This window comes from Streptomyces sp. NPDC002490 (assembly GCF_040296045.1).
Classification (GTDB): Bacteria; Actinomycetota; Actinomycetes; order Streptomycetales; family Streptomycetaceae; genus Streptomyces.
Genome location: NZ_JBEOWM010000007.1, coordinates 138,491 through 161,637 on the forward strand (window position 1 = coordinate 138,491; position 23,147 = coordinate 161,637).

Annotated in this window: 19 protein-coding genes; 14 read left to right on the forward strand and 5 right to left on the reverse strand. The window is 76.0% G+C overall.

The features are described from left to right. The first annotated feature begins 81 nt into the window (after positions 1-81). A complete protein-coding gene (locus tag ABT092_RS06820) occupies positions 82-1,530 on the forward strand; it encodes an RsmB/NOP family class I SAM-dependent RNA methyltransferase (protein WP_351240564.1) in 1,449 nt (482 codons plus the stop codon). 37 nt (positions 1,531-1,567) lie between these two features. Here ABT092_RS06820 and ABT092_RS06825 read toward each other — a convergent pair whose 3' ends face one another. After that, positions 1,568-2,239: an HD domain-containing protein gene (locus tag ABT092_RS06825; RefSeq protein WP_351240566.1), complete on the reverse strand. Its 672-nt coding sequence runs from the start codon at positions 2,237-2,239 to the stop codon at positions 1,568-1,570. Positions 2,240-2,366: 127 nt separating this feature from the next. Here ABT092_RS06825 and rpe point away from each other — a divergent pair, with 127 nt between their 5' ends. The 4 genes from rpe to ABT092_RS06845 all read left to right on the forward strand — a co-directional run bounded on the left by rpe (position 2,367) and on the right by ABT092_RS06845 (position 7,312). Beyond that, on the forward strand, positions 2,367-3,047 hold the full coding sequence (gene rpe, locus ABT092_RS06830) for a ribulose-phosphate 3-epimerase (RefSeq protein ID WP_351240568.1): 681 nt from the start codon (positions 2,367-2,369) through the stop codon (positions 3,045-3,047). A 105-nt stretch (positions 3,048-3,152) separates the two neighbouring features. Continuing rightward, positions 3,153-4,193 (forward strand): sugar-binding transcriptional regulator, encoded by a 1,041-nt coding sequence (locus ABT092_RS06835; protein WP_351240570.1) that lies wholly within the window; start codon positions 3,153-3,155, stop codon positions 4,191-4,193. A 150-nt stretch (positions 4,194-4,343) separates the two neighbouring features. Then, the gene (locus ABT092_RS06840; RefSeq protein WP_351240572.1) at positions 4,344-5,852 is read left to right on the forward strand and encodes an SDR family oxidoreductase; all 1,509 of its coding nucleotides are present in this window, start codon (positions 4,344-4,346) and stop codon (positions 5,850-5,852) included. An 86-nt stretch (positions 5,853-5,938) separates the two neighbouring features. Beyond that, positions 5,939-7,312: a cryptochrome/photolyase family protein gene (locus ABT092_RS06845; RefSeq protein WP_351240574.1), complete on the forward strand. Its 1,374-nt coding sequence runs from the start codon at positions 5,939-5,941 to the stop codon at positions 7,310-7,312. A gap of 20 nt (positions 7,313-7,332) precedes the next feature. Here the strand turns inward: ABT092_RS06845 and ABT092_RS06850 are convergent, their stop codons facing one another. Next, positions 7,333-7,932 (reverse strand): RNA polymerase sigma factor, encoded by a 600-nt coding sequence (locus ABT092_RS06850; protein WP_351240576.1) that lies wholly within the window; start codon positions 7,930-7,932, stop codon positions 7,333-7,335. A gap of 139 nt (positions 7,933-8,071) precedes the next feature. Between ABT092_RS06850 and ABT092_RS06855 the strand changes: the two genes are divergently transcribed. From ABT092_RS06855 to ABT092_RS06875, 5 genes are all read left to right on the forward strand, one after another. Further along, positions 8,072-9,088, forward strand: a complete 1,017-nt coding sequence (locus ABT092_RS06855; RefSeq protein ID WP_351240578.1) for a MerR family transcriptional regulator — start codon at positions 8,072-8,074, stop codon at positions 9,086-9,088. 103 nt (positions 9,089-9,191) lie between these two features. Continuing rightward, positions 9,192-10,403, forward strand: a complete 1,212-nt coding sequence (locus ABT092_RS06860) for a polyprenyl synthetase family protein (protein WP_351240580.1) — start codon at positions 9,192-9,194, stop codon at positions 10,401-10,403. Further along, the gene (crtI, locus tag ABT092_RS06865) at positions 10,403-11,926 is read left to right on the forward strand and encodes a phytoene desaturase family protein (RefSeq protein ID WP_351240664.1); all 1,524 of its coding nucleotides are present in this window, start codon (positions 10,403-10,405) and stop codon (positions 11,924-11,926) included. The genes ABT092_RS06860 and crtI overlap by 1 nt, the downstream gene beginning before the upstream one ends. Next, positions 11,913-12,881: a phytoene/squalene synthase family protein gene (locus ABT092_RS06870; protein WP_351240582.1), complete on the forward strand. Its 969-nt coding sequence runs from the start codon at positions 11,913-11,915 to the stop codon at positions 12,879-12,881. The genes crtI and ABT092_RS06870 overlap by 14 nt, the downstream gene beginning before the upstream one ends. Beyond that, positions 12,878-13,897, forward strand: a complete 1,020-nt coding sequence (locus ABT092_RS06875; protein ID WP_351240584.1) for a Rieske (2Fe-2S) protein — start codon at positions 12,878-12,880, stop codon at positions 13,895-13,897. Before ABT092_RS06870 ends, ABT092_RS06875 begins: the two co-directional genes overlap by 4 nt. A 12-nt stretch (positions 13,898-13,909) precedes the next feature. Here the strand turns inward: ABT092_RS06875 and ABT092_RS06880 are convergent, their stop codons facing one another. Both ABT092_RS06880 and ABT092_RS06885 read right to left on the reverse strand, forming a co-directional pair. Further along, complete coding sequence (locus ABT092_RS06880) at positions 13,910-15,490, reverse strand: FAD-dependent oxidoreductase (protein ID WP_351240666.1); 1,581 nt, start codon at positions 15,488-15,490, stop codon at positions 13,910-13,912. Continuing rightward, the gene (locus ABT092_RS06885; protein ID WP_351240586.1) at positions 15,490-16,701 is read right to left on the reverse strand and encodes a lycopene cyclase family protein; all 1,212 of its coding nucleotides are present in this window, start codon (positions 16,699-16,701) and stop codon (positions 15,490-15,492) included. Before ABT092_RS06885 ends, ABT092_RS06880 begins: the two co-directional genes overlap by 1 nt. Positions 16,702-17,027: 326 nt before the next feature. Here ABT092_RS06885 and ABT092_RS06890 point away from each other — a divergent pair, with 326 nt between their 5' ends. The 3 genes from ABT092_RS06890 (at position 17,028) to ABT092_RS06900 (ending at position 20,974) form a co-directional block, all read left to right on the forward strand. Continuing rightward, positions 17,028-18,470 carry a GuaB1 family IMP dehydrogenase-related protein gene (locus ABT092_RS06890; RefSeq protein ID WP_351240588.1) on the forward strand — a complete coding sequence of 481 codons (1,443 nt, stop codon included), beginning with the start codon at positions 17,028-17,030 and terminating at the stop codon, positions 18,468-18,470. Positions 18,471-18,603: 133 nt separating this feature from the next. Beyond that, positions 18,604-19,059 (forward strand): Lrp/AsnC family transcriptional regulator, encoded by a 456-nt coding sequence (locus ABT092_RS06895; RefSeq protein ID WP_351240590.1) that lies wholly within the window; start codon positions 18,604-18,606, stop codon positions 19,057-19,059. Between the two features lie 223 nt (positions 19,060-19,282). Next, a complete protein-coding gene (locus tag ABT092_RS06900; RefSeq protein ID WP_351240592.1) occupies positions 19,283-20,974 on the forward strand; it encodes a flavin monoamine oxidase family protein in 1,692 nt (563 codons plus the stop codon). Positions 20,975-20,990: 16 nt separating this feature from the next. Here ABT092_RS06900 and ABT092_RS06905 read toward each other — a convergent pair whose 3' ends face one another. Further along, on the reverse strand, positions 20,991-21,683 hold the full coding sequence (locus tag ABT092_RS06905) for a DUF5995 family protein (RefSeq protein ID WP_351240594.1): 693 nt from the start codon (positions 21,681-21,683) through the stop codon (positions 20,991-20,993). A 187-nt stretch (positions 21,684-21,870) separates the two neighbouring features. On the opposite strand from ABT092_RS06905, the gene ABT092_RS06910 reads away from it, so the two are divergent. Next, complete coding sequence (locus tag ABT092_RS06910) at positions 21,871-23,073, forward strand: glycoside hydrolase family 6 protein (protein WP_351240668.1); 1,203 nt, start codon at positions 21,871-21,873, stop codon at positions 23,071-23,073. Positions 23,074-23,147 lie beyond the last annotated feature (74 nt).

A 23,147-nucleotide genomic window follows, 5' to 3' on the forward strand; every position in this document is an offset into this window, starting at 1 on the left:
ACCTCCGCTTCCGTGCGGCGGGACGCGCGTCCCGCGCCTTCCCCCTCCACGCCCGTCCCCCTTTCTCCGGAGCACCTTGTCGTGAACGACCAGCGGCGCAGGCCGACGTCCCCCTCCCGGCGGCCCGGCCGTCCCTACCGGCGACCCCAGAAGGACCCCGTCCGCATCCTCGCCTTCGACGCCCTGCGCGCCGTGGACGAGCGCGACGCGTACGCCAACCTCGTCCTGCCGCCGCTGCTGCGCAAGGCCCGGGAGCAGGACGGCTTCGACGACCGGGACGCGGCCCTGGCCACCGAGCTGGTGTACGGCACGCTCCGCCGTCAGGGCACCTACGACGCGGTGCTCGGCGCCTGCGTGGACCGGCCGCTGCGCGAGGTCGACCCGCCCGTGCTGGACGTGCTGAGCCTCGGCGTCCACCAGCTCCTGGGCACCCGCATCCCCAGCCACGCGGCGGTGTCCGCCTCGGTGGAGCTGGCCCGGGTCGTCCTCGGGGACGGGCGGGCGAAGTTCGTCAACGCCGTGCTCCGCAAGGTGACCCAGCACGATCTGGACGGCTGGCTGGAGCGGGTCGCCCCGCCCTACGACGAGGACCCCGAGGACCACCTCGCCGTCGTCCACTCGCACCCCCGCTGGGTGGTCTCCGCCCTGTGGGACTCCCTCGGCGGTGGCCGCGCCGGCATCGAGGACCTGCTGGAAGCCGACAACGAACGCCCCGAGGTCACCCTGGTGGCCCGCCCCGGCCGGATCGCCGTCGACGCGCTGCGCGAGGGACTGGCCGGCGAGGGCGCCGTGGCGGGCCGTTGGTCGCCGTACGCGGTCCGGCTCACCGAGGGCGGCGAGCCCGGCGCGCTGGAGGCGGTGCGGGAGGGCCGGGCCGGTGTGCAGGACGAGGGGAGCCAGCTCGTCGCCCTGGCCGTGGCGAACGCGCCCTTGGACGGGCCCGACGCCCGGTGGCTGGACGGCTGCGCCGGCCCCGGCGGGAAGGCGGCCCTGCTCGCCGGCCTCGCCGCCGAGCGGGGGGCCGCGCTGCTGGCCGCCGAGCGGCAGCCGCACCGGGCCGGGCTGGTGGCCCGGGCGCTGGACGGCAACCCCGGCCCCTACCAGGTGGTCACCGCCGACGGAACCCGGCCGCCGTGGCGGCCGGGCAGCTTCGACCGGGTCCTGGTGGACGTGCCCTGCACCGGCCTCGGCGCGCTGCGCCGCCGGCCCGAGGCCCGCTGGCGCCGTCGCCCCGAGGACCTGGCGGGCTTCGCGCCGCTCCAGCGCGCCCTGCTGGCGAGGGCGCTGGAGTCGGTGCGGGTGGGCGGGGTGGTCGGCTACGCCACCTGCTCCCCGCACCTCGCGGAGACCCGGGCGGTGGTGGACGACGTGCTGCGCGGTGCCGGGCCGGCGCTGACGGCCGAACTCGTCGACGCCCGCCCGCTGATGCCCGGCGTGCCCGCTCTGGGCGAGGGGCCCGACGTGCAGTTGTGGCCGCACCTGCACGGCACCGACGCCATGTACCTGGCGCTGCTGCGCCGCACGGGCTGACGGTGCGCACCGCCCGGGTTCCGGCCCGGGCGGCCGGTCACTCGGGCCAGGGGGAGTCCCGGATGACCTGCACGAAGTCGCCGGGGGTGAAGTCGGGGACGAAGTGGCGCAGCACGTCCGCCTTGACGTTGCCGAAGGTGGTCGCGGGCTTGGGGGCGATGCCGTCCGTGAACGCGCCCAGGATGCGCCGCTTGAAGTCGGGGCGCGGATGGGCGGCGGTCACCGCCGTGCGGAGGTGGTCCGCCAGGTCGTGGTAGCCGATGCCGAGGACGTCGTACTCGACCCCGGCGGTCACCAGGGCCACCTCCGGCTCCAGGTGCTCCGGGATGCCGGGGGTGGTGTGCAGGGCGATGGCCGTCCACACCCGGCGCACGCTGTCCTCGGGCAGTCCGTAGCCGCGCAGGAAGTCGCGGGCCGCCTCGGCGCCGTCCACCTCGAAGCGCCGTCCGCTGGAACGGTGGGGCTCGCCGAGTCCGACGTCGTGGAACATCGCCGCCACGTAGAGCAGTTCGGGGTCGAAGCCGAGGCCCCGGCGGGCGCCCTGGAGGGCGCCGAAGAAGTACACCCGGCGGGAGTGGTGGTAGATCAGCTCGCTCGTGGTGTCCCGGATGAACTCCGTGGCCGCCGCCGCGACCTCGGTGTCCGGTACGGAGACCCCGGCGACCTCCTCGGGGGCGTGGGGTGCGCCGGGCTCCTGCGGGTTCGTCATCGCCTTCACTCCCTGGCTGGGGCAATTCCGGTCAGGTCGGGCAGTTCGGTCGTGGGGGTCCGGAGCGGACGGCCGCCCGGACGGGGATCGTGGAAGCAACCGGCGGCCGGCATGGCAGTCTTGGACCATGGCCGTGCAGATCAATCCCAGTATCCTCTCCGCAGACTTCGCCCGCCTCGCCGAAGAGGCCCGTGCGGTGGACGGCGCCGACTGGCTCCACGTCGACGTCATGGACAACCACTTCGTCCCCAACCTCACCCTGGGCGTTCCGGTCGTGGAATCCCTGGCACGCGCCACGGACACTCCGCTCGACTGCCATCTGATGATCGAGGACCCCGACCGCTGGGCCCCCCAGTACGTCGAGGCGGGCGCGGGGTCGGTCACCTTCCACGTGGAGGCCGCGGCGGCCCCGGTGCGGCTGGCCCGGGAGATCCGCGCCAAGGGCGCCCGGGCCTCCATGGCGCTGAAGCCGGCCACCTCCATCGAGCCGTACGAGGACCTCCTGCCGGAACTCGACATGCTGCTGATCATGACGGTGGAGCCCGGCTTCGGAGGCCAGGCGTTCCTCGACATCATGCTGCCCAAGATCCGCCGCACCCGGGAGCTGATCACCAAGCACGGCCTGGAACTCTGGCTCCAGGTCGACGGCGGGGTCTCGGCCGCCACCATCGAGCGATGCGCCGAGGCCGGGGCGGACGTGTTCGTGGCGGGCTCCGCCGTCTACGGCGCGGCCGATCCCGCCCAGGCCGTCCGAGGGCTGCGCACCCTGGCGGAGTCGGCCGGGGGCGTCCGGGCGTGCGAGCACTGAGCCACCCGCAGATGAACGACGTTTCATCCGGGCTCATCGGTCGAACGGGATCTGCGAGGATGAACGACGAGAGCCGGTTGTGAGCCGACCGGGTTGTGAACAGAAGTGAACAGCAGTGAGGAGATCGCCTTGACTGGCTTCTCGGCGGGTCGATCGGCCATGCGGATGGGACCCGCTGAGCTGGTGCAGGCCGCCGCCATGGCCCGCCGCTTCTACCTTGAGGGCAAATCCAAGATCCAGATCGCCGAGGAGTTCGGCGTCAGCCGCTTCAAGGTGGCCCGGGTGCTGGAGACCGCCCTCGAACGGGACCTCGTGCGCATCGAGATCCGGGTGCCCGCCGAACTGGACGCGGAACGCTCCGACGCGCTGCGCGCCCGTTACGGCCTGCGGCACGCCGTGGTCGTCGAGTCGCCCGCCGAGACCGAGGACTCCCCCGACCCGGAGAACCTCGGAGAGGTCGCCGCGGACCTGCTCGGCGAACTGGTGACGGAGGGGGACGTCCTCGGGCTGGCCTGGGGACGCTCGACCATCCACATGGCGGCGGCGCTCGACCGGTTGCCGCAGTGCACGGTCGTCCAGCTCACCGGGGTGTACGACGCGGGGACCGCGGAGCGGGGGTCCGTCGAGGCGGTCCGCCGGGCCGCCCAGGTCTCCGGCGGCGACGCCCACCCCATCTACGCCCCGATGCTGCTGCCCGACGCGGCCACCGCCGCCGCGCTGCGGGAGCAGACCGGGATCGCCCGCGCCTTCGAGTACTTCGACAAGGTGACCGTCGCCTGCGTCTCCATCGGCTCCTGGGAGCCAGGGATCTCCACGGTGCACGACATGCTCACCGACGAGGAACGCGGTCACTACGCCTCGCTGGGCGTCGCCGCCGAGATGTCCGCCCACCTGTTCGACTCGGAGGGCCGCCGAGTCGGTAGGGACCTGGGGGAGCGCTGCATCACCGTCGAGGCCGACCGGCTGCGACGGATCCCCGAGGTCATCGCCATCGCCGGGGGCCGCCGCAAGGCGACGGCCATCGACGCGGTGCTGCGGTCCGGGCTGGTCACCAGCCTCGTCACCGACACCGCCGCGGCGGACCTGCTGATGACCACCGGAACATCGCCCGCCCCCGCGCTGGAGCGCCGGGACCCGGACGCCTGACCGCGCCGCCCGCGCCGCACCGGCGCGGGCCGCGCACCCGGCCCCCTTTCGGACCTCCGGAGGGGTGCCCCGCCCCGCGCTGTGGTGCGCTGGTCCAGAGCCCCGGACGCACGGACACCGGGGCGCTTCCCGACCGAGTGAGGGGACACGGTGGTGCTGCGCTGCCTGGTCACGGGGGCCAGCGGATACATCGGCGGGCGCCTGGTGCCCGAACTGCTCGACGCCGGCCACCGGGTCCGCTGCATGGCCCGCGACCCGGCGGTGCTGCGCGACCACCCCTGGGCCGGCCGTGCGGAACTCGTCCGCGGCGACGTCACCGACGCCGACTCCCTCGCCGCCGCGCTGCGCGACGTCGACGTCGCCTACTACCTCGTGCACACCATGGGCGGCGGCTCCCGCTTCGAGCGCACCGACCGCGAAGCCGCCCTCACCTTCGGCCGGCAGGCCCGCGCCGCCGGCGTCCGCCGCATCGTCTACCTCGGCGGGCTCACCCCGGCCGGGGTGCCCGTCCGGGAACTCTCGCCGCACCTGCGCTCCCGCGCCGAGGTCGGCCGGGTCCTGCTGGCCTCCGGGGTGCCCACCACGGTGCTCCGCGCCGCCGTGGTCATCGGCTCCGGCTCCGCCTCCTTCGAGATGCTGCGCTACCTGACCGAACGCCTCCCGGTGATGGTCACCCCCAGCTGGGTCTCCACCCGCGTCCAACCCGTCGCGGTCCGCGACGTGCTGCGCTACCTCGTGGGCAGCGCCACCATGCCCGAGGAGGTCAACCGGACCTTCGACATCGGCGGGCCGGACGTCATGACCTACCGGGAGATGATGACCCGCTACGCCGCCGTCGCGGGACTCCCGCGCCGGCTGGTCCTCCCCGTGCCGATGCTCAGCCCCGGACTGTCCAGCCGGTGGATCGGCCTGGTCACCCCGGTCCCGCCGGCGCTCGCCCGTCCGCTCGCCGAATCGCTCCGCCACGAGGTGGTCCAGCAGGAACACGACATCACCCGGTACGTCCCCGACCCGCCCGGACACCCCCTGCCCTTCGACACCGCCCTCGCCCTCGCCCTGCGCCGGGTCCGCGAGGCCAACGTCGCCACCCGCTGGTCCTCCGCCGCCACGCCCGGCGCCCCCAGCGACCCGCTGCCCACCGACCCCGACTGGGCCGGCGGCAGCCTGTACACCGACCGCCGGGAGACGGTGGTCGCCGCCCCGCCCACCGCCCTGTGGCGGGTCATCGAGGGCATCGGCGGCGAGAACGGCTGGTACTCCTTCCCGCCGGCCTGGGCGGTACGGGGCTGGCTGGACCGGCTCATCGGCGGGGTCGGCCTCAGCCGGGGCCGGCGGGACGCGGCCCGGCTGCGCGCCGGCGACTCCCTCGACTTCTGGCGGGTGGAGGAGATCCGGCCGGGACGACTGCTGCGCCTGCGCGCCGAGATGCGGCTGCCCGGACTGGCCTGGCTGGAGCTGACCGCCGAACCCGCCGCCGAGGGGCGCAGCCGCTACCGGCAACGGGCGCTGTTCCACCCGCGCGGACTGCTGGGCCACCTGTACTGGTGGAGCGTCGCCCCCTTCCACGCCCTGGTGTTCGGCGGCATGGTCCGCAACATCGCCCGCACCGCCGAACGCACCGCCGAACGTGACGCCGAGCGCGACGCCGGGAACGAGTAGGACCCGACCGCCACCGGGTGCGTCCGCTCGCGGCCCCCGGGCCGAAGAAGGGGCACGCCGAACCGTCCGACCGAGGAGTGGCGCCCGTGACCGCGTCCGTCGTCCTGTTCACCTCCGACCTGAGGGTGCACGACCACCCGCCGCTGCGGGCCGCCCTGCGCGCCGCGGACCGGGTGGTCCCGCTGTTCGTCAGCGACCCGGCGATCGGGGCGGCGGGCTTCGCCCCGCCCAACCGGCTGGCCTTCCTCGCCGACTGCCTGCGGGACCTGGACGCCGGGCTACGGCGCCGGGGCGGCCGACTGGTGGTGCGCTCCGGGGACCCGGTCACCGCGGTGCGGGAGGTGCTCGCCGAGACGGGCGCCCGCGAGGTGCACCTCGCGGCCGGGGCCAGCGGCTACGCGGCGCGCCGGGAGCGGCGCCTCACGGCGGCCGTCCGGGAGGCCGGCGGCCGGCTCACCGCCCACGAAGCGGTGATCACCGCGCTGCCGCCCGGAGCCGTCACCCCGCAGGGCACCGACCACTACGCCGTCTTCACCCCCTACCTGCGCCGCTGGAACGCCGAACCGCTCCGCGAGCCCCTGGCCGCGCCCCGTGCCGTCCGGGTGCCCGAGGCGCTCCGCTCGGAGCCGCTCCCCGCCCGCGACGGGGTGACCGGGGTGTCGCCGGGGCTGGCCGCGGGCGGCGAGGAGACCGGCCGCCGGCTCCTGACCCGCTGGCTGCGCAGCGGGCTCGACGGATACGCGGACGGCCACGACGACCTGCCCGGCGACCGCACCTCCCGCCTCTCCCCGCACCTGCACTTCGGCACCGTGTCCGCCGCCGAGGTGGTCCACCGGGCCCGGGCCGTCGGCGGCGGCGGCGCCGAGGCCTTCGTCCGCCAACTGTGCTGGCGCGACTTCCACCACCAGGTGCTCGCGGCCCGTCCCGACGCGGCCGACGCCGACTACCGCCCCCGGCACGACCGGTGGCGGACCGGAGCGGCGGCCGACCGGGACGCCGAGGCGTGGCGGACCGGCCGCACCGGCTACCCGGTGATCGACGCGGCGATGCGCCAACTGCGCCACGAGGGCTGGATGCACAACCGGGCCCGGCTGCTGACCGCCAGCTTCCTCACCAAGACGCTGTACCTGGACTGGCGGATCGGGGCCCGGCACTTCCTGGACCTCCTGGTCGACGGGGACGTGGCCGACAACCAGCTCAACTGGCAGTGGGCGGCCGGCACCGGCACCGACACCCGCCCCGGCCGGGTGCTCAACCCGGTGCGCCAGGGCCGGCGTCACGACCCCGACGGCAGCTACGTGCGGCGTTGGGTGCCCGAACTCGCCGGCCTCGCCGGACCGGCCGTGCACGAGCCCTGGAAGCTGTCCGCGACCGAGCGCGCCCGCTACGACTACCCGGAGCCGCTCGTGGACCTGGCGGTCGGGACCGAACGGTTCCGCCGGGGCAGGGAGGCCGGGTGAACGACCGCCGGGCGGACCGCTCACGGTCCGCCGGCCCCGGGCGGCCCCAGGTGCCCGCGCAACCGGTGCAGCCCCCGCCGCACATGGCTCTTCACCGTGCCCAGCGGCAGACCGGTGCGCCGGGCGATCTGCGACTGCGTCAGGTCCTCGTAGAACGCCAGGCGCAACAGGTCCCGCTGCACCGGGGTCAGTCCCCGCAGGGCCTGCGCGAGCACCACCCGGTCGAGCGCCGCCTCCGGGTCCCCGCCCGGCACCCGGGGCCCGGACACCCGTGCCGCCGCGGCGGCCAAGGTGCCCCGGCGGGTCCGCGCGGACAGCGCGTCGGCGACCTTGCGGCGGGTGATCCCCACGATCCAGGCGGCCAACGGCCCGCGCTCCGGGCGGTACCCGGCCCGTCCCCGCCACACCGCCAGGAACACCTGCTGACTGACGTCCTCGGCCTCACCGGCGTCCCCCAGCGAGCGCACCGCCAGGGTCCGCACCAGCGGTCCCCAACGGCGGTAGGCGACGGCGAGGGCGTCCTGGTCGCCGTCGACCAGCGCGGCCGACAGCTCCTCCTCCCAGCGGGCCTCCTCGGACGGTGCGCTCGGGACGGACCCGACCGGTGTTTCGGTGGTCACTGCACGGGCTCCTCGGTCCGGAGGTGGAGCTGACGGGCGGCCCCGGCGTCGGTCGACGGGCCGTCATCCCGACTGTCGAGCAGCCGACCGATCACCGCAACACGCATCGTTCGTGCATCGATTGGCCTATTCTGGGCGGATGCCCGAGGTCCCGCCCGCGCCCGCCCTCACCACCGGCGCGGTGGCCCGCCGGCTCGGGGTGGCACCGACGACGCTCCGCTCCTGGGACCGCCGCTACGGCCTGGGCCCGGCCCACCACCAGGGCGGCCGGCACCGGCGCTGGACACCGGGGGACATCGCGGTGCTGGAGGCCATGTGCCGGCTCACCGCCTCCGGGGTGCCGCCGGCCGAGGCGGCCCGGGCCGCCCGGACCGGTCCTGTCCCGCCGCCCGCCCCGGCCGGCCCCCGGCTGCGCAACCACGGCGCCCTCCCGCTCGGCCGGGTCGGCCCCGAATGCCGGGGACTCGCCCGCGCCGCCGTCCGGCTCGACGCCGACGCCGTCGACGAACTGCTCGCCCACAGCCTCGCCGCGCACGGACTGCTCTTCGCCTGGGACGAGGTGATGATGCCGGCGCTGCGCGCCGTCGGCCGCAAGTGGCAGTCCTCGGACGGCCGCTACGTCGAGGTGGAGCACCTGCTGTCCTGGCACATCTCCTCCGCCCTGCGCCGGGTGCCCCCGACCCGCCCCGGCCCCCGGCACCCCGCCGGCCCCGTCCTCGCCGCTTGTGCCCCGGGGGAGTTGCACACCCTGCCGCTGGAAGCGCTCACCGCCGGACTGCTGTCCGTCGGACTCCCGGTGCGGATGCTCGGCGGCGCGGTGCCCGCCCGCGCCCTGGACGAGGCCGTCCACCGCTCGGGCCCCGTCGCCGTCGTCCTGTGGTCCCAGTCCCGCACCACCGCCGACCGCGCCCTGCTGCGCCGGACCACCACCACGACCTGGGGGGTGCGCGGAGCCCGGCGCACCCCGGCGGTCCTCGCCGCCGGCCCCGGCTGGGCGGGGCCGGCGCCCGAGGGCGCGCTGCGCCCCACCACCCTGGCCGGGGCGCTGCGGATGCTCCGCGAGCTGTACGCCGACGGGGCCGCGCAGCACTGGGCCGGTGGTGTGGACCCTCACGGCAGGTCGGCGGCGCAGCCGTGCGGGCCGACCCGGCGCTGATAGGCCCGCTACGGCGGACACCCGGATCCGCATCCCTGCATCCGTCCGCGCGCCCCGGCACGAATCGATCCGCAGACCCAGCCGCCCACCCCGAAGGAGGCCCATGCGCCGCGCCGCCGAAGAACGCTCCGGAGCCGGTCCACCCCCGGGCCGGGTGCCCCGGCACCAACCGCCTCCCCGGCACCCGCCCCCGCAGGCCCGGCACGTCGACCGGGACGTGCCCTCCGCGGTGGGGGAGGTCCTCGCCCGCTTGCTCGACGAACGCCTCGACCAGTCCGCCCGCCTCGACCCGGTCTTCGCCCGGGACGTCGCCGCCTGCGTCGCCCGCTTCACCCTGGACGGCGGCAAGCGGCTGCGCTCCCAGTTCCTGTGGTGGGCGATGCGGGCCTGCGACGGCCCCGCCGCCGCGGTCGTCCCGGCCCTGCGGATCGCCGCCGCCCTCGAACTCCTCCAGACCTGCGCCCTGGTGCACGACGACCTGATGGACGGTTCCGCGCTGCGCCGCGGCAGACCCGCCGTGCACACCGCCCTGCGCGACCGCTACGGACCCGGCCCCCGGCACGAGGGCGCCGACTTCGGCACCTCCTCCGCCGTCCTCGTCGGCGACCTCGCCCTGGCCTGGGCCGACGACGTCCTCCTCGACACGGAACTCCCGCCCGGCTCCCGCGAGCGGGTGCGCGCCGAATGGCGGGCCCTGCGCACCGAACTCGTCGCCGGCCAGTACCTCGACCTGCACGGCCAGGTCACCGGCTCCCGCTCCCGGGCCCAGGCCCTGCACGTGACCCGGCTCAAGAGCGCCCTCTACACGGTGGAACGGCCGCTGGCGCTCGGCGCGGCACTCGCCGGCGCCGACGAGGACACCACCCGGGCGCTGTGCACGGCCGGCCGGTACGCGGGCATCGCCTTCCAACTCCGCGACGACCTCTCGGGCGTGTTCGGCGACCCCACCGAGACCGGGAAGCCGTCCGGCGAGGACATCCGGGAGGGCAAGCCCACCTATCTGACCGCGGTCGGCCGGGCCCGTGCCGAGACCGGCGGCGACCGGGCGGCCCTGGCCGTCCTCGACGCCGCGATCGGCGCCCCCGACCTCACCGCCGACGACCTGCGCCGGGTGCGCACCGCCCTCATCATGACCGGCGCCCGGGACGCCGTCGCCGACCGGGCCGACCACTTCGCCGCCCTCGCCCTGCGCCATCTGGAGGCCGTCCCCCGTTCCTCCGCCCCCGAGGCGCTGCGCCGGCTCGCCCGCCTGCTGGAGGAGACCGCCCACGGCCGCCGCGCCCCCTCCCGAGCCCGAGGAGTCCTCCCGTCGTGATGAAGACCGTCGCCGGACCCACCGATCACGTCGTGGTGGTGGGGGCCGGCCTCGCCGGCCTCGCCACCGCGCTGCACCTGCTCGGCGCCGGCCGCCGGGTCACCCTCCTGGAACGGGAGGCCGAGCCCGGCGGCCGGGCCGGGCTGCTGACCCGCGGCGGCTACCGCATCGACACCGGCCCCACCGTGCTGACCATGCCCGAGCTGATGGCCGAACCCTTCGCCGCGGTCGGCGAGGACCTGGCCGACCGGCTCGACCTCGTCCCGCTGCACCCCGCCTACCGGGCCCGGTTCGCCGACGGCTCCGCCCTCGACGTGCACACCTGCGCCGAGACCATGGAGGCCGAGGTGCACCGCTTCGCCGGCGCCCGGGACGCCCTCGGCTACCGGCGGCTCCGCGCCTGGCTCCAGGCGCTGTACCGGGTGCAGATGAACCGGTTCATCGACGCCCACTTCGACTCCCCGTTCGGGCTGCTCCACCCGGACCTGGCGCGGCTCGCCGCCCTCGGCGGCTTCGGCCGCCTCGACGCCCGCATCGGCCGCTTCCTCTCCGACGAACGACTGCGGCGGGTCTTCTCCTTCCAGTCGCTGTACGCGGGCGTGCCGCCCGCCCGGGCCCTCGCCGCCTACGCCGTCATCGCCTACATGGACACCGTCGCCGGGGTGCACTTCCCGCGCGGCGGCGTCCACGCACTGCCCCGGGCCCTCGCCGCCGCGGCCGTCGACGCCGGGGCCGACCTGCGCTGCGCCAGCCCCGTCACCCGGCTGGAACGGCGCGGCGAGCGGATCACCGCCGTGCACACCGCCGACGAGCGCATCCCCTGCGACGCCGTCGTCCTCACCCCCGACCTCCCGATCAGCTACCGACTGCTGGGCCGCGCCCCGCGGCGCCCCCGGCCCCTGCGGCACGCCCCGTCCGCCGTGCTGCTGCACCTGGGCACCGACCGCACCTGGCCGGACCTCGGCCACCACACGCTCTCCTTCGGCGCGGCCTGGCACCGCACCTTCGACGAGCTGACCCGGACCGGACGGCTGATGACCGACCCCTCGCTGCTCATCACCCGTCCCACCGGCACCGACCCCGCCCTGGCCCCGCCGGGCCGCCACCTGCACACCGTGCTCGCGCCCTGCCCCAACACCGACACCGGCCCCGGCGTCCGGGAGTGGCGCACCCTCGGGCCCGCCTACCGGGACTCCCTGCTGCGGGTGCTGGAACGCCGTCAGATGCCCGGCCTCGCCGCCGCGATCGAGCAGGAGTGCCTGGTCACCCCCGTGGACTGGGCCGCCGCCGGGCACGCCGCGGGCGGTCCGTTCGCGGTGGCGCACACCCTCGCCCAGACCGGCCCCTTCCGGCCGCGCAACCTGGTCCGCGGCACCACCAACGCCGTCCTCGCCGGTTGCGGCACCGCCCCCGGCGTGGGCGTGCCGACGGTCCTGGTCTCCGGAAAGCTCGCCGCCGCCCGCATCACCGGGGTCCACCGGCCCCGGCCCGCCAGGAAGGCCCCCGCACATGACGGACCGTGAACTCGACGCGGCCCGGATCACCGACCCCGCGCTCCGCGCCGACTACGCCCACTGCCGACGCCTCAACGCCCGCCACGGCCGGACCTACTTCCTCGCCACCCGGCTGCTGCCCGCCGCCCGCCGGCCCGCCGTGCACGCGCTGTACGGCTTCGCCCGGCACGCCGACGACATCGTGGACGTCCCGGGGCCCGCCGCGGGGCCGGGGCAGCGGGCCGGGGCGCTGACGGCCCTGCGCCGGCGGCTGGCCGAGGGGCTCGCCGGCGCTCCCGCCGGGGAACCCGCGGTGCGCGCGCTCGTCGACACCGCCGCCCGGTACGGCATTCCGCACGGCCTGTTCGACGACTTCATGGCCGCCATGCACACCGACCTCACCGTCACCGACTACGCCGACTACGCGGCCCTGCGCCGCTACATGCACGGCTCGGCGGCCGTCATCGGCCTCCAGATGCTGCCCGTCCTGGGCACGGTCGCCCCGCCGCGGGAGGCCGCCCCCTACGCGGCGGACCTCGGCGTCGCCTTCCAGCTCACCAACTTCCTGCGGGACGTGGGCGAGGACCTGGACCGGGGGCGGATCTACCTGCCGGCGGACCTGCTCGCCGCCCACGGCGTGGACCGTCCGCTGCTGGAGTGGTCCCGGCGCACCGGCCGCCGGGACCCGCGGATCACTGCCGCCCTGGTCGCCGCGGCCGGACTGACCCGGACGGCGTACGCCCGGGCCGAGCCCGGGATCGCCCTGCTGGAACCGGTCTCCCGGCCGTGCGTGCGCACCGCGTTCGTGCTGTACGGGGGGATCCTCGACGCCGTCGCCGACGAGGGCTACGCGGTGCTGCACCGGCGCGCCGCCGTCGGCCTGCCCCGCCGCCTGGCAGTCGCCGCGCGGGGGTACGCCGCCGCCCTGCACGCCCGCCGGCGGACCCCCGTCGCCCCGCCGACCGCCCCCGGGAGGCCCGCATGACCCGCCGTCCCGTCCGGCTCCCCGGGGTCCCGGTGCGCCTGCGCCGGGACCCCGTGCCCTGGGCGCACCAGCGCCCCACCTGGCCGCAGGCCCGGCCCGCGCTGATCGCCGGTGCGCTGGACCGGGCCCTCCGGCGTCCGCACGGCAACTGGTACGTCGTCGGCGCCAGTCGGGACGTCCCGGCCGGCGTCCCGCTCGGGCGGACCGTCGAGGGCACCGAGATCGTCCTGTGGCGGGACGCCTCGGGCACGCTGACCGCCGGCCCGGGGGCCTGCCCCCACCTGGGCGCCCCGCTGCGCGACAGCCCGGTGCGGTGCGGGACGCTGGTGTGCCACTGGCACGGACTCGCCCTCGACGGCCGTCCCCGCGCCGGCTGGGAGCCCTACCCGGCCCACGACGACGGCGTCCTCGTCTGGGTGCGCCTCGACCGGGCCGGCGGCGCCGAGCCCACCGCCCGCCCGCCGGTGCCGCCGCGACCCGCCACCGCCCGGGCGGTGGCGGCGGTGTGCACGGCGGTGGGGCGCTGCGCCCCGCAGGACGTGGTCGCCAACCGGCTCGACCCCTGGCACGGGGCGTGGTTCCACCCGTACTCCTTCGTGGACCTGACCGTGGTCGGCGCCCCCGGGGCCGACGCCCCCGAGGAGGCGGACGCCTTCGTGGTGGACGTGTCCTTCCGGCTGACGGGGCGCCTGGTGGTGCCGGTCCGGGCCGAGTTCACCGCGCCCGGTCCGCGCACCGTGGTGATGCGGATCGTCGAGGGGGAGGGGGCCGGCTCGGTGGTCGAGACCCACGCCACTTCGGTGACCGGCCCGGACACCGGGGGACGGCCGCCCCGGACCGCGGTGGTCGAGGCGGTCCTCGCGGCTTCCGACCGGAGCGGGTTCGCCGTGGCCCGAAGGCTCTCGCCGCTGCTGCGGCCCCTGATGCGCCGGGCCGCGGCCCGGCTGTGGCGGGACGACCTGGCGTACGCGGAACGCCGCTGGGCGCTGCGCGCCGCGGGTCGGTTCCCCGGGTGAGGCCGCCGCGGCTCAGCCGCCGGCCAGGGCCCGCAGCAACGGCGCCCGCCCCCGGCGGGGGACCGTGCGCAGCGCGTGCCCCCGCACCCCCCAGCGGGCCAGCAGCGCGTTGGCGGCCAGGAAGCCGGTGGTCGCCGCGCGTTCCATCAGCGCCACCGGCAGGTCGGTGCGCACCTGGTCGCCGGCCAGGACCAGCGCGGGGTGGGGGGTGCGGACCGTGGGGCGGTCGCGGTAGCCGCCCACCGGGAACAGCGGGCAGTCGGCCCGCCACTCGTGCCGTTGGTCCACCACCCGCGCCTGTGCGGTCTCCGGGTACACCCGGTGCAACTGCCGCAGCAGCCGGTCCTGTTCGGCGGCCCGGTCGGCGTCGGGGGCGAGCGCGTACGCGTGCAGTTCCACCACGCTGCCGCCGCTGCGCGCGGCCCAACGGGCCGCCTCGCCCTCCCAGCGGTCGAGCACGCTGACGTTGTCCAGCGAGGCGAAGCCGCCGGTGCCCAGGAACCCGGGGCGGCCGGGCGCCACGGGACGGTCCAGCCAGTACCGGGAGACCAGGAACGGCGGCGCCTCCCGCGAGCCGAGCACCCGGGCGCGCCACGCCGGGTCCCCCAGCAGCGGCGAGGCCCCCACCAACCGCCGCAGCCCCCCGCCGTCCAGGGCCAGCACCGCCGCGTCGTAGCGGACGGTCCGGGCGTCCGCGGTGAGGGCCAGCCCCTCGGAGCCGTCGTCGACCGGCACCACCGTCGTCACCGGGCACTCGGTGCGCACCGTCACGCCCAGTCCGCCCAGGTACCGGGCGAGCGGCTCCCACAGGGCGGTGGGGAAGGGCTCGGTGGGCACGTCGAACAGCAGGCCCTCGGCGGAACCGAGGAAGTAGACGTGGAACATCAGGGCCAGCTCGGCGGCCGACAACTCCCGCGGATCGGCGAAGAAGCTGCGGGAGAACACCTCGAAGGCCAGGTGCCGGGCCGCCGCCGGGAACCGGATGCGCTCCAGGTACGCGCGGGCGTCGGTCGCGTCCAGCCGCGCGTACACCTCGGGCACCCGCACGTCGAACAGCGGCAGCGCCGCCCGCACGTCCATCCGCCCCAGGTCCCGCCAGCCGAACGAGGGGCTGAGCGCCACGAAGCCGAGCGCGCTCCACGGGGGCGTGCGGGGCACCCGGGCGAAACCGTCGGTGCGGCCGTCGCGGTGGAGCAGCGGATAGTCCGGCAGCGGGCGCAGCCGGTCCAGCCCGGGGTCGGTGCGGCACAACAGCGCCCGCAGGTTGTAGTACTGGCGGAAGAAGGCGTGGAACCCGCGGCTCATGGTCGCCGTGGAACCGTCCGCGAGTCGGATCGGCCACCCCGCGAGCCGCCCGCCGAGCACCGGCTCCCGCTCGTACAGGGTGACCCGTGCGCCCCGCTCGGCCAGCCCGGTCGCCGCGGCCAGCCCCGCGACGCCCCCGCCGACGACCGCCACCGAGGGCCCCTCGCCGGACGCGCGCGGGCGCCCCTGGGGGGCGGGCAGCAGTACCGAGCGCCGGTCCCGGAACCGGGCGCCCGCGGCCCGCCGGGGTCGGTCGGGGAACGGCTGGCGATCGGGGTGCGGGTGCATCACGGGGCCTTTCCGGAGGCGGACGGGGAACGGCGCAGCAGGGGCAGTTCCAGGGCGGTGCGCAGCATCGGCAGCACGGGGGTGCGCAGCCCGAGGGCGAGGTCCTCGACGGGGCGGGTGGCCCCGTCGAGGAAGCGCAGCAGGGTCGGCGTGGGCACGGTGCGGAAGAGCCGGGCGAAGAAGTCGGCGCCGTCGATCCGCCCGGTGTCCAGGGCCCGCAGCAGCACGGCGTCCATGGCGAGGGAACGCGCCCGGTGGGCGGGCGGCGGCAGCGGGGTGCGTCCGGCGCGCAGCAGCGCGGCGACCGCCCGGGTCTGCCGTTGGATGCCGGCGAAGGCGTACCCGGTCGCGGGTCGGACGGCCCCGCCGGCCGCACCGATCCGGAAGACCGCGGCGCCGGCGCGCGGCGCGGGCCGGGAGTCCGCCATCGGGATCACCCCGTGCTCCACCCCGGTGGTCTCGTAGGGCCCGGCGGCGAGCACCTCCTCCAGGTAGTGGCCGAGGGCGCGGTCGTAGTCGGCGCCCGGCAGGACGCGCCGGGAGAACTCGGTGTACTCGACCAGCGCCGTCCGCGCTCCGGTGGGCAGGACGTAGCCGAAGGACAGCCCGTGCGCGGGTTGCGGGGTGCGGAAGTCCATCAGGTCGACGGTGTCGGGGCGGAACACGGGGCGCCGGGTCCGCACGAACCAGCCCCGGAAGTGCTGGAGGAGCACGGTGCGCGCCGGGGGCGGCGCCGAGGGGGGACGCGAGTCGAACACCCAGCGGGCCCGCAACCGCAGCGGGGAGCCGTCGGCCCGGGTGCCGTGCACCTCAGCGCCGGGCGCCCGTCCGGGCGGCAGGTCCGCGATGCGGTCCACGGTGGCGGTGAGCCGGCGCACGCCGGCCGTGGCCGCGATCCGCGCCCCCACGGCCGCCGAGAACTCCCGGGACCGCAGCATCTTGTACCGCAGAGGGGCCGTCCGACCCGTCGTCGACGTGCCGTCCGCGCCCCGCACCCGCACCCGGTCCCAGGCCGCGGTGAGCCAGGCGTCGTAGGGCCCGCCGGGCTCCTCCCAGTAGCACCAGGTGCGCTCCCCGGGCCGCCGCGGCCCCGGGGGCGCCTCGACCAGGACGACCGCGGGCCGTTCCCGCGGACCGAGCGCGCACAGCCGGTGCGCGAGCGACAAGCCGGCCGCCCCGGCACCCACGATCACCACGTCCGCATCGGACACCTCGTCCTCCTCCGCCCCGGGTGCGCGGCGGACGGCCGGGCCGGGGGCGGTACCCGGCCGTCCACGGGTGCTTCCGTCCCGGTGCCGTCCCCGGATGCGCCCCGTGGCACACGATCGCCCCTCGGGCCCCGCCCGGCCGGTACGCCGGGCCGAGGCACGCCCCGCCCGGGGGAAGGCGTTCGGAGGAAACGACGAGGGGTACGCGCCGCGGCCTGGCCGATCGTCCCAGGTCGGTGAGGGGGCCCGGCATGGGACACTGAAGTACGTGCTTTTCCCCCGACTGACCTGTTCGGGGGCCACCTCTGATCGACTGGGATGAGCAGCACGTGCGTTTCCTGAATGACCTCAAGCCCCCGTACGACCTGACCTACGACGACGTCTTCATGGTGCCGAGCCGGTCCGCCGTCGGTTCCCGACAGGCCGTGGACCTCTCGTCCCCGGACGGCACGGGCACCACCATCCCCCTCGTGGTCGCCAACATGACCGCGATCGCGGGCCGCCGGATGGCGGAGACGGTGGCGCGGCGCGGGGGCCTGGTGGTGATCCCGCAGGACATCCCGATCGAGGTCGTCACCGAGGTGGTCGGCTGGGTCAAGGGCCGCCACCTGGTCCTCGACACCCCCATCGTGCTGGTGCCGCACCAGACCGTCGCCGACGCCCTGGTCCTGCTGCCCAAGCGGGCCCATCACGCCGGCGTCGTCGTCGACGAGCACCACCGCCCCGTCGGCGTGGTCACCGAGCAGGACCTCACCGGGGTGGACCGGTTCACCCAGCTCGGCGAGGTCATGTCCCGTGACCTGCTGATCCTCGATGCCGAGATAGACCCGCGCGAGGCGTTCAACCAGCTCGACGCCGCCAACCGCCGCTACGCCCCCGCCGTGGACGCGGACGGGCGCCTGATGGGCATCCTCACCCGCCGGGGCGCGCTGCGCGCCACCCTCTACACGCCCGCGACCGATGCCCGGGGACGGCTGCGGATCGCCGCCGCGGTCGGCATCAACGGCGATGTCGCGGGCAAGGCCAAGCAGCTGCTCGACGCGGGTGTGGACACCCTGGTGGTGGACACCGCGCACGGCCACCAGGAATCGATGATCGCCGCGGTACGGGCGGTGCGGGCGCTGGGCCCCGAGGTCCCGATCGTCGCCGGCAACGTCGTCGCCGCCGAGGGCGTGCGCGACCTGATCGAGGCGGGCGCCGACATCGTCAAGGTCGGCGTCGGACCCGGCGCCATGTGCACCACCCGGATGATGACCGGAGTGGGCCGCCCGCAGTTCTCGGCCGTGCTGGAGTGCGCCGCCGAGGCCCGCAAGCACGGCAAGCACGTCTGGGCGGACGGCGGCGTCCGCCACCCGCGCGACGTGGCGATGGCCCTGGCCGCCGGCGCGTCCAACGTGATGGTCGGCTCCTGGTTCGCCGGCACCTACGAGTCCCCGGGCGACCTCCAGCAGGCCGCGGACGGCCGCCTGTACAAGGAGTCGTTCGGCATGGCGTCCGCCCGCGCGGTGCGCAACCGCACCAGCGAGGAGTCCTCCTACGACCGGGCCCGCAAGGCGCTGTTCGAGGAGGGCATCTCCACCTCCCGGATGTACCTCGACCCGACCCGGCCCGGGGTGGAGGACCTGATCGACTCGATCATCGCGGGCGTCCGCTCCTCCTGCACCTACGCGGGCGCCGGCTCGCTGGAGGAGTTCGCCCAGCGTGCCGTCGTCGGGGTGCAGAGCGCCGCCGGCTACGCCGAGGGCAAGCCCCTGCACGCCAGCTGGAACTGACCGCCCCGCCAGTCGCGGACGGCACCCCGGGTGCCGTCCGCGGCCGGCCCGGCGCGAGGCGTGTTCTACTGCGGGTACGGCCCCCCGCCGTCCCCGCAGCGCCGGGGCCAGTGAAGAGAAGCGAACGACCCCCGTGCGACTGAACGACCTCGACGAAGCCATCGTCCACGCCCTCGCCCAGGACGCCCGCCGCTCCTACGCCGACATCGGCCACCGGGTCGGCCTCTCGGCCCCGGCCGTGAAACGCCGGGTGGACCGGCTGCGCGCCACCGGGGTCATCACCGGGTTCACGGTCCGGGTCGACCCGGCCGCGATGGGCTGGGCGACCGAGGGCTTCATCGAGTTGTACTGCCGCAGCAACACCTCCGCGGACGAGATCCACCGCGGCCTCGAACCGTACGCGGAGGTCGTGGCGGCCTCCACGGTCACCGGCGCCGCCGATGCGGTGGTGCAGGTCTTCGCCGCCGACATGCGCCACTTCGAGCGGGTCCTGGAGCGCATCGCGGCCGAGCCGTTCGTGGAGCGCACCAAGTCGGTGCTGGTGCTCTCGCCGCTGCTGCGCCGGGTCTCCTCCGGCGCCCCCGGCTGACGGCCCGCACCCCCTCCCGGACGTGGCCCAGCTCACGTCGACCGGGCGGACGCAACGAATCGCCGTGAAGGGGCCCGGAGACGCAAGGGATCACCGGGTCGTGCGCAACGGACGCGCCTTGTGGCGGCAGAAGGCCGAAACGTACCGTCGAGTCGGCCCCGCGCCTCCCCCCCCGTTCCGCCGCCGCAGCGGCCGTCGTCCCCGTGCAAGGAGTCCCCGCCCCATGACGTCCACGGTGCCCAACGCCGTCCAGCACAGCGACGCGCAGCCGCCGATCACCATGTTCGGCCCGGACTTCCCCTACGCCTACGACGACTTCCTGGCCCACCCGGCCGGGCTGGGGCAGGTGCCGGCGACCGAGCACGGCACAGAGGTCGCGGTGATCGGCGGCGGGCTGTCCGGCATCGTCACCGCGTACGAGCTGATGAAGATGGGCCTCAAGCCGGTCGTCTACGAGGCCGACCGGATCGGCGGGCGACTGCGGACGGTCGGCTTCGAGGGGTGCGACCCGGGCCTCACCGCCGAGATGGGCGCCATGCGGTTCCCGCCCTCGTCGACGGCGCTCCAGCACTACATCGACCTGGTGGGCCTGGAGACCCGGCCGTTCCCCAACCCGCTCGCCGAGGCGACCCCGTCCACCGTGGTCGACCTCAAGGGCGAGTCGCACTACGCCCGCACGCTGGACGACCTGCCCCCGGTGTACCGGCAGGTCGCCGAGGCGTGGAGCGCCTGTCTGGAGGAGGGCGCCGACTTCTCCGACATGAACCGGGCGATGCGGGAGCGGGACGTGCCGCGCATCCGGGAGATCTGGGCGCGGCTCGTGGAGAAGCTCGACAACCAGACCTTCTACGGCTTCCTCTGCGACTCGGAGGCGTTCCGCTCCTTCCGGCACCGGGAGATCTTCGGCCAGGTCGGTTTCGGCACCGGCGGCTGGGACACCGACTTCCCCAACTCGATCCTGGAGATCCTGCGGGTCGTCTACACCGAGGCGGACGACCACCACCGCGGCATCGTCGGCGGCAGCCAGCAGCTGCCGCTGCGGCTGTGGGAGCGGGCCCCCGGCAAGATCGTCCACTGGGCGCCCGGCACCTCGCTCTCCTCGCTGCACGACGGGGCCCCGCGCCCCGCGGTGACCCGACTGCACCGCACGGCCGGCAACCGGATCACCGTCACCGACGCCACCGGCGACATCCGCACCTATCCGGCGGTGGTGTTCACCGCGCAGTCCTGGATGCTGCTGTCCAAGATCGAGTGCGATGACGAGCTGTTCCCCATCGACCACTGGACCGCCATCGAGCGCACCCACTACATGGAGTCCAGCAAGCTCTTCGTCCCCGTGGACCGGCCGTTCTGGCTGGACAAGGACGAGGAGACCGGCCGGGACGTCATGTCGATGACCCTCACCGACCGGATGACCCGGGGCACCTACCTGCTCGACGACGGACCCGACAAGCCCGCCGTCATCTGCCTCTCGTACACCTGGTGCGACGACAGCCTCAAGTGGCTTCCGCTCTCCGCGCACGAGCGCATGGAGGTCATGCTGAAGTCGCTCGGCGAGATCTACCCGAAGGTGGACGTCCGCCGGCACGTCATCGGCAACCCGGTGACCGTGTCCTGGGAGAACGAGCCGTACTTCATGGGCGCGTTCAAGGCCAACCTGCCGGGCCACTACCGCTACCAGCGGCGGCTGTTCACCCACTTCGTGCAGGACCGGCTGCCCGAGGACAAGCGGGGCATCTTCCTCGCCGGCGACGACATCTCCTGGACGGCCGGCTGGGCCGAGGGCGCGGTGCAGACCGCGCTGAACGCGGTGTGGGGCGTGATGCGCCAGTTCGGCGGGGAGACCGACGCCGGCAACCCGGGCCCGGGCGACGTGTACGACGAGATCGCCCCGGTGGAACTGCCGGAGGACTGAACGACGACGGCCCCGCTCACCGGGTGGGCGTCAGCAGGCAGCGGGAGACGAGGCCGACCGCCGCGTCCAGGCGGGCGACGGTCTCGTCCCGCAGCTCGGGCAGGTGCCGCAGCGCCCACAGCCCCCGGGCCGCCGCCCAGGCCGCGTCCCGGGCCCGCTCCAGGCTCCACGCGCCCACCAGGTGCGTCAGCGGATCGGCCAGCTCCAACAGGTCCGGGCCGGGCATCAGTTCCTCGCGGACCCGCTCCTCCAACCCCGTCAGCACCTCGCCCACCCGGTCGAACTCGTCCTCCAGATCGGCGGGTTCGCAGCCGAGGCTACGACAGGTGTCCACCACGGCCAGCGCCAGGTCGTGCCCGATGTGCGCGTTCATGCCCGACAGGGCGAACTGCACCGGACGTACCCCGGGATGCCGGCGGAGCTGGAACAGGGGCCGCCAACAGGCCGGCGGCCGGCCTCCCCCGTCCACCGCCCGCACCGCGGCCACGTACCGTCCGGCGAAGAGCACGTCCAGGGTGACAGCGGCCTCCCGATCGGCGAACCCACCACCGAGGACGTCCCGGCCGACCGCCTCCGTGACCGTCAGGTAGACGCGGTTGAAGACCCCGACGCCGTCACCCGCCGGCCACCTCCCGCCGAGCGCGCGCAGGGTCCGCACCACCTCGTCCACCCCGTGCGTCGGGGCGGGGAACTCCGTGAACGGTGTCATGGCGGCAGCGTCCCAGCCCTAGGCTGTCCCGGGTGCCGAAGGGCCGGGGGCTTCCCCGGAACGGGGGAACGGTCGCACGGCACCGGGGGAGGGAGGCGCCGTGCCCGGCAGCCACGCGCGACGGACCGGCAACCGGACGGGAGCGGTCCGCGTACCGCGCCGGCGGTACGGACGGCACCGCACCGTCATGGTGGTCACCGCCTCGGTGGTCGCCCTGCTCGGCACGGTCGCCGGCACCCTCGACGCCCTGGAGGGCCGGGGCCGCACCGCCGACGAGGCCCGGCCCGAGATCACCACCACCCCGCTGCCGCCCCCCGCCCCGACCACGCCCCCGCCCGCGCCCAGCCCCACCCCGCCACCGCCGTCCCCCACCCCGTCCCCGTCCTCGTCGCCGTCGCCGTCGCCCTCCCCAAGCCCCTCGCGCACCGCCACCCGCGCCCCGGAACCGCCCGCCCCGCCCCCGACCGCGTCCGCCCCGCCCCCCAGCAGCGCGCCCGCCACCCGGGCCGAACCCGTCTCCGCCGCCCTGTACCGGCACCCCGCCTCCCAGGTGCTGGACTGGCTGCGGGCCAACCCCGGCGATCCCCGGGCCGCCACCATCGCGTCCCGCATCGGCGACCAGCCCGCGGCCGTGTGGTTCGCCGACTACACGCCCGACACCATCACCGCCCGGGTGCGGGCCGTCACCTCCGGCGGCGCCGACCGGGACCGGGTCCCCGTCGTCGTGCCCTACGCCATCCCGGACCGGGACTGCGGCGGCGCCTCCCAGGGCGGCGCCCCGGACACCGCCGCCTACGACGCCTGGATCGACCGGTTCGCCGCCGGACTCGGCGACGACGAGGTCATCGTCGTCCTCGAACCCGATGCCCTCGCCCTGGTCGACTGCCTCCCCGCCGACGCCCGCGAACGCCGCTACCGCTCGCTGGCCCGGGCCGGACGCGTCCTCAAGGCGGCCAACCCCGAAGCCCGGGTGTACTTCGACGCCGGCCACTCCGGCTGGCACGCCCCCGCCACCATCGCGGAACGGCTGCGCGCGGCCGGCGCAGGCGCCGCCACCGCCTCGGACGGCATCTTCACCAACGTGTCCAACTTCCACCGCACCACCGACGAGACCGCGTTCGCGCGCGCCGTCCTCGACGCGCTCGGCGGCGCCCCCGGTCTCGGTGCCGTCGTCGACACCAGTCGCAACGGCAACGGCGCCCCCGCGGACGGCGCCTGGTGCGATCCGGCCGGCCGGGCGCTGGGCCGGCCGCCGACCCTGCGCACCGGGCAGGCCCGCATCGACGCCTACCTGTGGGTCAAGCTCCCCGGCGAGTCCGACGGCTGCCGGGGCCGTCCCGGCAGGTTCACCCCGTCCTACGCCTACGAACTGGCCCGCAACGGGGGCTGACCGCCCGTCGATTTCCGCTCGCCGTCGACCCTCCGCCCCGTCACCATGGGGGCGGGGGCCGGCACCGGCCCGGA